This window comes from Kitasatospora sp. GP30, assembly GCF_029892145.1.
GTDB classification, from domain to species: Bacteria; Actinomycetota; Actinomycetes; order Streptomycetales; family Streptomycetaceae; genus Kitasatospora; species Kitasatospora acidiphila.
In genome coordinates this window covers 90577-104149 of the sequence record NZ_JARZAH010000021.1, presented here as the reverse complement: position 1 = coordinate 104149, position 13573 = coordinate 90577, and the positions used below count along the sequence as shown (strand labels likewise).

Annotated in this window: 10 protein-coding genes; 6 read left to right on the top strand and 4 right to left on the bottom strand. The window is 72.5% G+C overall.

Features of this window, described 5'->3' with window-relative positions; translation table 11 throughout:
- Window positions 1-12: 12 nt before the first annotated feature.
- Both P3T35_RS25565 and P3T35_RS25560 read right to left on the bottom strand, forming a co-directional pair.
- A complete protein-coding gene (locus P3T35_RS25565; protein WP_101382455.1) occupies window positions 13-1395 on the bottom strand; it encodes a pitrilysin family protein in 1383 nt (460 codons plus the stop codon).
- Window positions 1392-2714 (bottom strand): pitrilysin family protein, encoded by a 1323-nt coding sequence (locus P3T35_RS25560; RefSeq protein ID WP_101382454.1) that lies wholly within the window; start codon window positions 2712-2714, stop codon window positions 1392-1394. The genes P3T35_RS25565 and P3T35_RS25560 overlap by 4 nt, the downstream gene beginning before the upstream one ends.
- A 235-nt stretch (window positions 2715-2949) precedes the next feature.
- Between P3T35_RS25560 and P3T35_RS25555 the strand changes: the two genes are divergently transcribed.
- The 3 genes from P3T35_RS25555 (at window position 2950) to P3T35_RS25545 (ending at window position 7723) form a co-directional block, all read left to right on the top strand.
- Window positions 2950-5400, top strand: a complete 2451-nt coding sequence (locus P3T35_RS25555) for a DNA topoisomerase IV subunit A (protein ID WP_101382453.1) — start codon at window positions 2950-2952, stop codon at window positions 5398-5400.
- Window positions 5401-5443: 43 nt separating this feature from the next.
- Window positions 5444-6346 (top strand): sucrase ferredoxin, encoded by a 903-nt coding sequence (locus P3T35_RS25550; RefSeq protein WP_101385307.1) that lies wholly within the window; start codon window positions 5444-5446, stop codon window positions 6344-6346.
- A gap of 216 nt (window positions 6347-6562) precedes the next feature.
- Complete coding sequence (locus tag P3T35_RS25545) at window positions 6563-7723, top strand: NlpC/P60 family protein (RefSeq protein ID WP_280707861.1); 1161 nt, start codon at window positions 6563-6565, stop codon at window positions 7721-7723.
- Between the two features lie 120 nt (window positions 7724-7843).
- Here the strand turns inward: P3T35_RS25545 and P3T35_RS25540 are convergent, their stop codons facing one another.
- Window positions 7844-8542, bottom strand: a complete 699-nt coding sequence (locus P3T35_RS25540) for a response regulator (protein ID WP_101382451.1) — start codon at window positions 8540-8542, stop codon at window positions 7844-7846.
- On the bottom strand, window positions 8539-10281 hold the full coding sequence (locus P3T35_RS25535; protein WP_101385306.1) for a sensor histidine kinase: 1743 nt from the start codon (window positions 10279-10281) through the stop codon (window positions 8539-8541). The genes P3T35_RS25540 and P3T35_RS25535 overlap by 4 nt, the downstream gene beginning before the upstream one ends.
- Before the next feature lie 242 nt (window positions 10282-10523).
- Between P3T35_RS25535 and P3T35_RS25530 the strand changes: the two genes are divergently transcribed.
- The 3 genes from P3T35_RS25530 (at window position 10524) to P3T35_RS25520 (ending at window position 13496) form a co-directional block, all read left to right on the top strand.
- On the top strand, window positions 10524-11384 hold the full coding sequence (locus P3T35_RS25530) for an ABC transporter ATP-binding protein (protein ID WP_101382450.1): 861 nt from the start codon (window positions 10524-10526) through the stop codon (window positions 11382-11384).
- A gap of 73 nt (window positions 11385-11457) precedes the next feature.
- Entirely contained in the window at window positions 11458-12342 is an 885-nt protein-coding gene (locus P3T35_RS25525) for an ABC transporter permease (protein ID WP_101382449.1), read from the top strand.
- Between the two features lie 74 nt (window positions 12343-12416).
- Window positions 12417-13496 (top strand): ABC transporter substrate-binding protein, encoded by a 1080-nt coding sequence (locus P3T35_RS25520; RefSeq protein ID WP_101382448.1) that lies wholly within the window; start codon window positions 12417-12419, stop codon window positions 13494-13496.
- The last annotated feature ends 77 nt before the right edge of the window (window positions 13497-13573 follow it).

Below are 13573 nucleotides of genomic sequence, written 5' to 3'. Positions count from 1 at the left end.
CTTGACGCCGTGTCAGCTGACGACCGTGACCTCGCCGATCCCCAGCGCCTTGACGTCCTCGGCGATCACCGAAGCGTCGCCGACCAGCACGGTGACCAGCCGGTCCGGCGGGAAGGCGGCGACCACGGCGGCCGTGGCGGCGGCGGTGTCCAGCTCGGCCAGCTGCCGGTAGACCTCCGCCTGGAAGTCGTCCGCCAGCTGCTGCTCGACCTGGTCGGCCAGGGTGGCGGCGACCGAGCCGGCCGTCTCGTACTTCAGCGGCGCGACGCCGACCAGGAACTGCACGGCCTCCTCCCGCTCGGCGTCGGTCAGGCCCTCGGCGGCCAGGGTGCGCAGGATGGCCCAGGTGTCGGCGAGCGCGGGGGCGGTGGAGGTGGTGTCCACCGAGCCGCTGATCGCCATCATGGCCTGGCCGGTGCCCTCGGCGTTGGAGCGCAGCGGCTGCGCGAAGGCCCGCACGCCGTAGGTGTAGCCCTTCTCCTCGCGCAGCACCCGGTCCAGGCGGGACGTGAGGGTGCCGCCCAGGCAGTAGGTGCCGAGGATCTGCGCGGACCAGGCGGGGTGGTGGCGGTCCGGCCCGACCCGGCCGATCAGCAGCTGGGTCTGCACCGAGCCGGGCCGGTCGACGATGATCACCCGGCCGCGGTCGTCGGCGGTCACCGAGGCGACGGTGCTGGGCGCGGCCTGGTCGCCGCTCCAGCGGCCCAGGGTGGACTCCAGCAGCTCGGGCAGCTCGATGCCGGCGAGGTCGCCGACGATCACCATGGTCGCCGTGGACGGGCGGACGTGGGCGTCGTAGAAGGCCCTGACCGCGGCCCGGTCGATCAGCTGCACCGTCTCGGCGGTGCCGGAGCGCGGCCGGGAGAGCCGGTCGTCGGCCGGGAACAGCTCGGCGTAGAGCGCCTTGGCGGCGCGCCGGGCCGGGTTGGCCTGCTCATGGACGATCTCGTCGAGCCGGTTGGCCACCAGGCGCTCGATCTCGTCGGCGGGCAGCGCGGGCGAGCGCAGCGCGTCGGCGAACAGGGTGAGGCCGCGCTCCAGGCGGGAGGCCGACACCTCCAGCACCGCCCGGATGCACGGGTGGTCGGCGTGCGCCTCCATGGTGGCGCCGGCCCGCTCCAGCTCGCCGGCGAACTGCTCGGCGGTGAGCGTGTCGGTGCCCTCGTTGAAGGCGCGGGCCAGGATGGTGGCCACCCCGTCGCGCCCGGCGGGCTCGGCGGCCAGCGGGGCGTCGATCAGCACCTCGATGGCGACCAGCTGCTGGCCGGGGCGGTGGCAGTGCAGCACGGTCAGGCCGTTGGCCAGGGTGAGCCGCTGCGGGGCCGGGAACGCCCAGGGGGTCGGGGTGCCGGGCTTGGGCTGCGGGTGGAACGTCATGGTGGGGGCGGCGCTCATGCTGCCTCCTCCTCATCGTCGGTGGAGGCGGCGACCGGCTCGTAGACCAGGACCGCGCGGTTGTCGGGACGCAGGCGGGCCGCGGCGACCGCGCGGACCTCCTCGGCGGTGACGTCGAGCACCCGGGCGACGGCGCCGTTGACCAGCTTGGGGTCGCCGAACAGCACGGCGAACCGGCAGAGTTCGTCGGCCCGGCCGGCGACCGTGGTGAGCCGGTCCAGCCACTCGCGCTCGACCTGCGCCTGGGCCCGCTCCAGCTCCTCCGCACTGGGGCCTTCGGCGGCGAACCGGGCCAGCTCCTCGTCCACGGCGAGCTCGATCTGGGCGATGGTGGCGTCCCCGGCGGCCTTGACGTCCAGCCAGCCGAGCGACGGGGCGCCGGCCAGCCGGAGCAGCCCGAAGCCGGCCGAGATCGCGGTGCGGTCGCGGCGGACCAGGCGGTTGTAGATCCGGCTGGACTCACCGGAACCGAGCACGGTCAGCGCCAGGTCGGCGGCGTCGGCCTCGCGGGTGCCGTCGTGCGGCAGCCGGTAGGCGCTCATCAGGGCGCGGGAGGGCACCTCCTCCTCGACCAGCTCGCGGACCTCGCGGCCGACCACCTCGGGCAGGCTGCCGTCGCGCGGCGGCTGCTTGCCGTCGTGCGCCGGAATGCTGCCGAAGTACTTCTCCACCCAGGCGATGGTCTGCTCCAGGTCGATGTCGCCGACCACCGAGAGCACCGCGTTGTTCGGCGCGTAGTAGGTGCTGAAGAAGGCGCGGGCGTCCTCCAGCGTGGCCGCGTCCAGATCCGCCATCGAGCCGATCGGGGTGTGGTGGTACGGGTGGTCCTCGGGGTACGAGAGCGCGGTCAGCTTCTCGAAGGCGGTGCCGTAGGGCACGTTGTCGTACCGCTGGCGGCGCTCGTTCTTGACGACGTCGCGCTGGTTCTCCATCGACGCCTCGTCAAGCGCGGCCAGCAGCGAGCCCATCCGGTCGGCCTCCAGCCAGAGCGCCAGCTCCAGCTGATGGGTCGGCATGGTCTCGAAGTAGTTGGTGCGCTCGAAGCTGGTGGTGCCGTTGAGCGACCCGCCGGCGCCCTGGACCAGCTCGAAGTGGCCGTTGTTGGAGACGTTGGCGGAGCCCTGGAACATCAGGTGCTCGAAGAGGTGCGCCAGCCCGGTGCGACCCTTCACCTCGTGGCGGGAGCCCACGTCGTACCACAGGCAGACCGCGGCTACCGGCGTCAGGTGGTCCTCGGAGAGCACCACGCGCAGGCCGTTGGCCAGGCGGTGTTCCGTGATGGCGATGCCTCCGGTGGAGGCGGGGGCCGGGTTGGCCATGCGCTCGGGTCCTTCCCATCGGTTCGGGGGTCGGGGGGAACGTCGGGGTCTGCAGTCCCCCATTGTGGTGCAACGCGTACGGTGCCGGGATGTGTCCGCGCGCGCCGGGCGTTCGCCAGGGGCGCAACGTGCTGGCGGGGACTGTCCGCGCGAGGGTCCACAATGGGGGGCGCCGTACCCCGGTGACGACATGTGAAGCAGAAGCCGCTGACAGACGCAAGGGAGCCCCGCCGCGATGGCCCGCCGCAGTTCGCCGACCCCGCCCGCCGGAGACTTCGAGGAGCGGATCCTCGACGTCGACGTCGTGGACGAGATGCAAGCTTCCTACCTGGAGTACGCCTACTCGGTGATCTACTCGCGGGCCCTTCCGGACGCGCGGGACGGCCTCAAGCCGGTGCACCGCCGGATCCTCTACCAGGCCAATGAGATGGGCCTGCGCCCGGAGCGGGCGCACGTCAAGTGCGCCCGCGTGGTCGGCGAGGTGATGGGCCGGCTTCACCCGCACGGGGACGCCTCCATCTACGACTCGATCGTGCGGATGGCGCAGCCGTTCTCGATGCGGGTGCCGCTGATCGACGGTCACGGGAACTTCGGCTCGCTGGGCAACGACGACCCGCCGGCCGCGATGCGGTACACCGAGTCGCGGCTGACCGCGGCGTCGATGGCCCTGGTGGAGTCGATCCACGAGGATACGGTCGACTTCGCGCCCAACTACGACGGCGCCGAGCAGGAGCCGGTGGTGCTGCCGGCCGCCTTCCCCAACCTGCTGGTGAACGGCACCACCGGCATCGCGGTCGGCATGGCGACCAACATGCCGCCGCACAACCTCTCCGAGGTGGTGGCCGCCGCCCGGCACCTGATCAAGCATCCGAACGCCGACCTGGAAACCCTGATGCGGTTCGTCCCCGGTCCCGACCTGCCCACCGGCGGCCGGATCGTGGGCCTGTCCGGGATCCGCGACGCCTACGAGACCGGCCGCGGCACCTTCAAGATCCGCGCCACCACCTCGATCGAGAGCGTGACGGCGCGCCGCAAGGGCATCGTGGTCACCGAGCTGCCGTTCACGGTCGGCCCGGAGAAGGTGATCGGCAAGATCAAGGACCTGGTCAACGCCAAGAAGTTGCAGGGCGTCGCGGACGTCAAGGACCTGACGGACCGCGAGCACGGCCTGCGGCTGGTGATCGAGGTCAAGAACGGCTTCGTGCCGGAGGCGCTGCTGGAACAGTTGTACAAGCTGACCCCGCTGGAGGAGACCTTCGGCATCAACAACGTGGCGCTGGTCGACGGCCAGCCGCTGACCATGGGCCTCAAGGAACTGCTCGAGGTCTACGTCGACCACCGCTTCGAGGTGGTCCGGCGGCGCAGCGACTTCCGCCGCCGCAAGCGGCAGGAGCGGCTGCACCTGGTCGAGGGCCTGCTGGTCGCGCTGCTGGACATCGACGAGGTCATCGCGCTGATCCGCAGCAGCGACAACGCGCAGCAGGCCAAGGAGCGCCTGATGGAGCGCTTCTCGCTGTCGGAGATCCAGACCGCCTACATCCTGGACACCCCGCTGCGCCGGCTGACCCGGTTCGACCGGGTGGAGCTGGAGGCCGAGCAGGCCAAGCTGATCTCCGAGATCGCCGAGCTGACCGAGATCCTGGACTCGGACACCAAGCTGCGCAGTGTGGTCTCCAGTGAACTGGCCTCGGTGGCCAAGCAGTTCGGCACCGAGCGGCGCACCGTGCTGCTGGAGGCCGGGGCACTGCCGTCGGCCTCGCTGGCGGTGCCGCTGGAGGTGGCGGACGACCCCTGCCGGGTGCTGCTCTCCTCCACCGGCCTGCTGGCCCGCACCGCGGACGGCGAGCCGACCACCCAGGGCGAGACCAGGTCCAAGCACGATGTGATCGTCTCCGCGGTGGCGGCCACCGCCCGGGGCGACGTCGGCGCGGTGACCTCGGCCGGGCGGGTGCTGCGGCTGCCGGTGATCGACCTGCCGGCGCTGCCGCCGCAGGCCCAGCTGTCGCTGGCCGGCGGAGCGCAGCTCAGCGAGTTCCTCAAGTTGGGCGCGGACGAGCGGCTGATCGCGCTGACCACGCTGGACGAGTCCTCGCCGGGTCTGGCGCTGGGCACGGTGCAGGGCGTGGTCAAGCGGGTGGTGCCGGAGTGGCCCGCCAACAAGGACGAGTTCGAGGTGATCGCGCTCAAGGACGGCGACGAGCTGGTCGGCGCGGTGGAACTGCGCACCGGCGAGGAGGACTTGGTCTTCATCACCACGGACGCCCAATTGCTGCGCTACCCCTCCTCGCAGGTGCGGCCGCAGGGCCGGCCGGCCGGCGGGATGGCCGGGATCAAGCTGGCGGAGGGGGCCCGGGTGCTCTCGTTCACCGCGGTGGACCCGGCGGCCGACGCGGTGGTCATCTCGGTGGCCGGCGCCTCCGGGACGCTGACCGGCGAGGCGCAGTCCAGCTGGAAGCTGACCCCCTTCGATCTCTACCCGCGCAAGGGCCGGGCCACCGGCGGGGTGCGCTGCCAGCGCTTCCTGCGCGGCGAGGACTCGTTGGCGTTCGCCTGGGCGGGCGCGGCGCCGGCCCGGGCGGCGGCGGCCAACGGGGCGCCGGTCGCCCTGCCGGAGCGCGATCCGCGCCGGGACGGGTCGGGCACCCCGGTGGCCAAGGCGATCGCCGCCGTCGCCGGACCGGCCTGAAAACCCATGGGTCACCCTGCCGCCCAGCGGTAGGGTGACCCCGATGATCACTTGTACGAATCTGTCGAACGAGCTGGCCGAGCCACTGGCGGCCACCGCGGCCACCGCGCCCACCTGGCTGCTGATCGAGCAGTCCGGCCCCTGGGGGGCCAAGGCGCTGACCGAGAGCCACCTCGATTCCGAGCTGGGACGGGCGCTGGACGCCGCCGCGGCCGGCAGCGGGGTGCGGATCGCGCTGATCCGCCGCCCGGGGCGGCATGCCGACGATCGGCCGGCGGCCGGCCACCAGGTGATCGTGGCGCACACGGTGCCCGGCCGGGGGTGGGTCCGGCGGGCCGAGGTGGCCTCGCCGGCGGAGCTGCTGGAGCTGGACTTCGGCGCGCTCGGGGCCGGTGAGCACGGCGGGTTCGGCGACGCGCACCACGGCGGTCCGCTGGCCCTGGTGTGCACCAACGGCCGACGGGACCGCTGCTGCGCGCTGCTCGGCCGACCGCTGGCCGCCGAGCTGGCCGCCGCCGGGCACACCGAGGTGTGGGAGGTCACCCATCTGGGCGGGCACCGCTTCTCCCCCACCATGCTGGTGCTGCCCTACGGCTACGCCTACGGCCGGCTGACCGACACCAGCGCCAAGGAGGTGCTGGCCGCCACCGCCGCCGGGCAGACCCTGCCGCAGTTCTCCCGTGGGCGCTCCTGCTGGGACCGGCCGGGCCAGGCCGCCGAGCACGCGGTGCGCGAGCTGACCGGCGAGCACGCGGCCGACGCCCTGACGGTCCGTCAGGACGTGCTGGACGGCGGGGGTTGGCGGGTCGTCGTGACGCATCGGGACGGCCGGGCCTGGTCGGTCGAGGTGGTCCAGGGGCGCAGCGAACCGCCCCGTCCGGAGAGCTGCGGCAAGGCCCCGGGCACCCCGGCGCGGATGGACGTGCGGTCGCTGACCGTCCTCTGACTCACCGTCTCCTCACTGAGCGTCATCGCTCCAACGGCGCACTTCACCGGAGCGCGGTGGCGCACGGCTGCCTAGCGTGGCGGCCGTGGGACCACCCCACTCGCGCGGCCTCCGTACCCGACCGGAAGCCGCGGTGCTGCGCGGCAGCGGCCCCGGTCACGGGGCCGGCCGCCGTCCCGGCCGACCGGCCGGGCGCACGGAAGGATGCGACCGGAGATGAAGCCGAAACAGAAGTGCCCCGCGGTCCCCGTCGACCCGGCGGTCCAGGACGCCGCACATGCCGGCCGTGGCGGTCGGCTGTGCCGTCGATTAGGCCTGACCGCCGCGCTGGTGGCCGGCGCCGGCTCGATCGTGCTGGGTGCCGACCTGGCGCAGGCCGCGCCCGTCGCCGTCGCCTCGGCCGCCCGGCCGGGCCTGGTCAGCGCCGACGACGCGACGCCGGCCGGTGCCCAGGCGGCGACCGATGACTCGTCGTCGACCGACGTCACGGCGACAGCGGACGACACGACGGCGGGCGACGTGACGGCGGGCGACGACTCGGACTCCGTCCCGGTTGCCGACGACCGGAGTGACGACGAGCAGGGCGGCGACAACCAGGGCGCCGACGACCAGGCCACCGATGACCAGAACGCGGACGTGCAGGGCAGCGACGTGCAGAACGCCGACGACCAGGCCGCTGACGACCAGAACGCCGACGTGCAGGGCAGCGACGTGCAGAACGCCGACGACCAGGCCACCGATGACCAGAACGCCGACGTGCAGGGCAGCGACGTGCAGAGCGCCGACGACGGCAGCGCCACCGACTCCACCGCGAGCGGCGACGACAACGGCGGCGGGGAGATCCACCAGGGCTGGGACGGCTCGGTCTACTGGTTCCACAACGCCGCCGGCGAGTGGCGCTACACCAGCCACCGCGACATCTACCTGAACCGGACCGGTTCGACCCCGGACCACCGCCGCTCCATGTCGCCGAACAAGGGCTCCGCCGGTGCGCACTCCGCCACCGCCTCCCACGGCTCGGTCGAGGCGGCCGTGAAGTTCGCCCTCGCCCAGATCGGCAAGCCGTTCGTGCTGGGCGCCACCGGCCCCAACGCCTACGACTGCTCCGGTCTGATCCAGCGGTCCTTCCGCCAGGCCGGCATCTCGCTGCCGCGGGTGGCCAACGACCAGTACGCGGCGACCACCCCGATCGGCGCGAGCCAGCTGCGCCGCGGCGATCTGCTCTTCTGGTCGTACGACGGCAACGCCCGCGGGATCCACCACGGCGCCATCTACCTGGGCGACGGCACCTATGTGGAGGCCCCCAGGGCCGGCGCCAACGTGCGGATCCACAAGCTCACCCGCGGCTACTGGCCCTCCCAGATGGGCCGTGCCTGACCGTCATCGGCGGGACCGTCCATGATCGGGACGCTCCTTGAGCGGAACCCTCCTTGAGCCGTATCGCGCAGCGCGGGGCCCGGCGCCGAACGCGCCCGCCGGGCCCCGCCGCGGGCCGGCTCAGCGCCGGGCCGCCACCCGGTACCGGTGCTCCGGCCGGCCCGTGCTGCCGTACCGCAGCTCCAGCCGGACCAGGCCCTCGCGCACCAGGTACGAGAGGTAGCGCTGGGCGGTGGCCCGGGAGACGCCGGTGCGCTCGGCCACCTGGCTGGCCGACAGGTCGCCCGGCTCGCCGCGCACCGCGGCCAGCACCACGGAGAGCGTCGGCGCCGAGTGGCCCTTGGCGGGCACGGCCGGCAGCGTGGCCGGCCGCACCGCGCTGAACAGCGCGTCCACCTCGGCCTGGCCGTGCTCGCCTCCCTCGTCTTCCAGCGCCGCCATCCGCTCGCGCAACTCCCGGTAGCCGTCCAGCCGTTCGGCCAGCGCGGCGAACCCGAACGGCTTGACGAGGTAGCCGGTGGCGCCCAGTTGCATGGCCGCCCGCACCGAGGCGGTGTCCCGGGCGGCGGTGATCACCAGGGCGTCCGGGCGTCCGCCGGTGCCGGCCGCGGTCAGTGTGCGCAGCACCTCCAGGCCGCTGCCGTCGGGCAGGTAGACGTCGAGCAGCAGCAGGTCGGGGGCCAGCTCTGCGACCGCATCGACGGCCGCGGCGACGCCGGCGCGCTGGCCGACCACCTCGAAGCCGGGCACCCGGGCGACATAGGCGGCATGGATGGCGCTGACCCGGAAGTCGTCGTCCACCACGAGGGTTCTGATCACCGGACGGCCTCCAGTTCACGCGATGCGGACGGGTCACGGGGTTCCCCCAGGTCACGGGGTTCGGACAGGTCACGGGGTTCCCCCAGGTCACGGGGTTCCGCCAGGTCGCCGGTCCGCGGGAGCACCGGCGCCACCGTGAAGACCGCGCCCAGCGGCGCCGGGTCGAGGTCGGGCAGCGGGAACCGCACGGTGAAGACGGCCCCCGGCCCCTCGCTCACGGTGATCGAGCCGCCGTGCCGCTGCACCAGCCGATGCACCAGGGCCAGCCCCAGGCCGCGCCGGGCGGTGCCGCGATCCGGGCTGGTCGACCAGCCGTCCTCGAAGATCTTCTCGGCGGCGCCCGGCGGGATGCCCGGCCCGGTGTCGGCGACCCGCAGCAGGATCTCCCGCTCGCTCTCCAGCAGGCTCAGCCGGACCTCGCCGCCGCCCTGCCCCTGCGTCGCCTCCACGGCGTTGTCCAGCAGGTTGCCGACCACGGTGAGCAGCCGGCGCAGATGGCCGGGCTGCTCGCCGAGCCGGGAGGCCTGGTCCAGCACGATCCGCACCCCGCGCTCGGCGGCGACCGTGGTCTTGGCCACGATCAGCCCCACCAGCAGCGGGTTGGCGATCCGGTCGCGGACCTCCTCGGCCATCGGCTCGCCGGCCCGGCCCAGTTCCGTCGCGTACTCCAGTGCGGCCTCGTGCTCGCCGAGCTCCAGCAGGCCGGCCAGGGTGTGCAGGCGGTTGGCGAACTCGTGCTGCTGCGCCCGGAGCGCATCGGTCAGCCCGCGCACCGAGTCCAACTCGCGGAGCAGGCCCACGAGTTCGGTGCGATCCCGGACGGTCACCACCGCGCCCAGTTCACGGCCGTGCAGGATCACCGGCATCCGGTTGACGGCCAGGCAGTGGCTGTCGGTCAGCACCGTCAGGTCGGTGCCGGTCAGCGTGCCGTCCAGGGCCCGGCGCAGCCGGCCGTCCGGGAGCAATCGGTCCAGCCGGGAGCCGAGCGCGGTGCCCAGGCCGAGCAGCCGGCGGGCCTCGCCGTTGACCACGGTGACCCTGCCGGCCGGGTCGAAGGCGAGCACGCCCTCCTTGATGCCGTGCAGCATCGCCTCGCGGTCCTGCAGCAGGCCGGCGATCTCCTCCAGTTCCAGGCCGAAGGTGGAGCGCTTGAGTCGGCGGGCCAGCACGTAGGAGGCGATGGCGCCGACCGCGAGGGCGGTCGCGGCGAACAGCGCGAAGGTGGACAGCTCATGGCGCAGCTGGCCGAGTACGTCCTTCTCCGGGATGCCGACCGAGACCTCGCCGATCACCGCTCCGGTCGGACCGCGCAGCGGGGCCTTGGCGTTGGCGGACCGGCCGGTGTCGCCGTTGTCCAGGCCGGTGGTGGGCTGTCCGTCCAGCACCGCGAGGGGCTCGGAGACCTTCCGGCCGATCAGCTCCGGGTGCGGGTGGGAGTGCCGGATCCCGTCGAGGTCGATCACCACCACGTAGCTGGCCTTGGCGGAGTCCTTGATCCGGTCGGCCGCGGCCTGCACCGTGCCGTCGGGGTCGCCGTTCGCCATGGCCGCGCGGATCGCCGGGTCCTGCGCGGTGACCTGGGCGATGGCCAGTGCCCGCCGCTCGTACTCGCGGTCGAGCTCGCCGCGCTGGGCGTAGGCGAGCAGCACGAAGCCGATGGCGCTGGTGATGGCGAGGATGATCAGCTGGCTGACCAGGATCCGGGCCGACAGCTTCCGGCCCTGCCCGCGTCGGACCATCCGGCCCACCTCCGTTTTCCTCGGTACCCGCTGCTCCCCCCATCGCTGCCGCGTCCCGGAAGTGTGCCTGCTCCGCCCGGCTTTGCCCACCCCCTGGGCCGTGCGCAGAACGAGCAGAACTCGGCGGAACGCGGGGAAGTCGCAGAACGCTCGCAAGACTCCCGGCCATGCGGGGGCCGGTCCTACCGTCTGCTCACCCCACGAAACACCCCCGAAACACGATGGGAGAGGAGACGGTGTCGATGGCTGTGCGAAGCGGCACCGCGGCGAGCCCGGCCACCGGCCGGACCGACCGCGCGGACGCCCGGATCGAGCTCTCGGGCGTCACCAAGCGCTTTCTGACCCCGAGCGGCGAGGCGTTCACGGCGATCCGGGACGTGACCTTCGAGGTCGAACCCGGCCAGTTCTGCGCGGTGGTCGGACCCACCGGCTGCGGAAAGTCCACCACGCTGAGCCTGGTCTCCGGGCTGGACCGGCCCAGCGAGGGCTCGGTGCGGGTCGGTGGCCGGGAGGTCGACGGCATCACCGAGGGCATCAGCTTCATGTTCCAGGCGGACGCGCTGCTGCCCTGGAAGACGGTGCTCGGCAATGTCGCGATGGGCCCGATGTTCCGGGGCGTGGCGAAGAAGCAGGCGCTGGCCTCGGCCCGGGACTGGCTGCGCCGGGTGGGCCTGGCCGGGTTCGAGGACCACCACCCGCACCAGCTCTCCGGCGGCATGCGCAAGCGGGTGGCGATGGCCGCGGCACTGATCAACGAGCCGAAGATCCTGCTGATGGACGAGCCCTTCGGGGCGCTGGACGTGCAGACCAAGGCGATCATGTCGAACGAACTGATCGGCTTGTGGGAGCAGTTGCGTCCGTCGGTCGTCTTCATCACCCACGACCTGGAGGAGGCCGTCGCGCTGGCCGACCGGGTGGTGGTGATGACCTCGGGTCCGGGTTCGGTGAAGGCGGTCTACGACATCGACCTGCCCCGGCCGCGCGGCTCGGTGCAGGACATCCGGTTCCAGCCGCGGTTCCTCGAACTCCACCACCAGATCTGGGCGTCGCTGCGCGAAGAGGTCGAGCGCGCCTATGCACGCACGACGGGAGAGACTTCATGAGCGAGCGCAGCGAGCTCATCATCAAAAAGTGCGCGTGGGCGAATGCCTCCGCCGAGCTCTGCGAGGTGGGCGCATGAGCAGCGTGTCCGACGCGGCGCCGGTCACCGAGCAGCCGAGCGGCAAGCGCGCCACCGCCCCCGGGGTGCGGTTGGTGCGGCGGCGCAAGCTGCTGGTGCTGGCGGCCCGGCTCGGGGTGGCCGTGCTGGCCATCGGCGGTTGGCAACTGGTCACCACGATCGGCTGGTTGGACCCGTTCTTCTTCGGGCAGCCGAGTGGGATCGCCAGTCGGCTCGGCGACTTCTTCAGCCAGGGCGACCAGGCCACCGAGTTCGGCTCGTTCTGGGCCCAGATCGCGACCACCTTGCGGGAGGCGGTGTTCGGCTTCGCGCTGGGCGCGGTGGCCGGGGTGGTGTTCGGCGTGGCGCTGGGGCAGAACCGGTTCCTGGCCGAGGTGTTCGGCCCGTACATCAAGATCGTGAACGCGATTCCGCGCATCGTGCTCGGCTCGATCTTCGTGGTCGCCTTCGGGATCGGCGAGACGCCCAAGGTGCTGCTGGCGGCGGTGCTGGTGTTCTTCGTGGTCTTCTTCAACGCCTTCCAGGGCGTGCGCGAGGTGGACCGGAACATCCTGGCCAACGCCCGGGTGCTGGGCGCCTCTCCGCTGCAGATCGTCCGCCATGTGGTGGTGCCGTCGGCGCTCACCTGGATCATCGCCAGCCTGCACACCGCCTTCGGGTTCGCCATCGTCGGCGCGCTGGTCGGCGAGGTGCTCGGGGCCCAGAGCGGGCTCGGCCTGGTGATCAAGACGGCGCAGAACAACTTCGACCCCAACGGAGTGTTCGCCACCATGGCGGTGATCGCGGTGATCGCGCTGACCGCCGAGTGGCTGATCACCCGGCTGGAGCGGCGGCTGCTCTCCTGGCGTCCGCCGGCTTCCTCGGAGAGCCCGGCCATCTGACCGCTGCCGCCCGCCCCCGCGGCGCTCCTCCCCTCCCCCACCCCCCGCAGTGCTTCGAAAGGAACGTGGCAGCCATGCTCACGCGGACCCTCACCCGCTCCCTGGCCGGCGCCCTGGCACTCGCCGCCGGCCTCGGCCTCACCGCCTGCTCCAGCTCCGGTGGTTCGGCCGGCGGCGAGCCGACCGTCAAGCTGATGGTCGGCGGCATCGACAAGCAGATCTACCTGCCGTACCAACTCGCCCAGCAGCTCGGCTTCTACCAGAAGTACGGCGTGAAGGTGGTGCTCAGCACCGAAACCGACGGCGGGGTCGGCGCGGAGGACGCGATGGCCTCGGGCCAGGTCGACATGGCCGGTGCCTGGTACGTGCACACCATCGACTTCCAGGTGAAGGGGAAGGCGGTGGAGGACATCGTCAACCTCTCGGGTGCGCCCGGCGAACGTGAGATGTGCACCACCAAGAGCGGGGTCCACTCGGCGGCCGACTTCGCGGGCAAGACGGTGGGCGTCACCGACCTCGGCTCGGGCACCGACACCCTCACCCAGTTCCTCGCCGGGCAGAGCAATCTGAAGACCGACCAGTACAGCCGGATCGGGGTCGGCGCCGGGTCCACCGCGGTCGCGGCGCTGCAGAACGGCAAGGCCGCCTGCGTGATGACGACCCAGCCCACCGTGACGGCCATCCAGAAGAAGAACCTCGGCTACTCGGCGATCGACCTGGCCACCACCGACGGCGCCAAGCAGGCGATGGGCGGCACCTGGCCGTCGGCCGGCGTGCTGGCCAAGACCGACTGGGTCAACTCGCACAAGGACGCCGCGCAGCGGGTGGTCAACGCCCTGGTCGCCACCATGCACTGGATCGACACCCACTCGGCCGCCGACATCGCGGGCGCCCTGCCGTCGAGCTTCGTCTCCAACGGGACCGTCACCAAGGACGATTACATCAGCGCGCTGACCCAGGACAAGGGCCAGTTCTTGCCGGACGGGCTGATGCCGGCCGGCGGTCCGAAGACGGTGCTGGCGACCGAGAAGCTGGTCGGGGTGAAGACCGACCAGGTCAACCTGGGCACCACCTTCACCAATGAGTTCGCGATCGCGGCCAACAAGACCGAGGGGTTCACCACCACCACGACCCCGGCCGACTCCAACGGCTGACCGCCCGCACGGAGTCGCACTGAACGCCGTGGACCCCGGACGCGCCCCACCGCGCCCGGGGTCCACGGTCACACCGG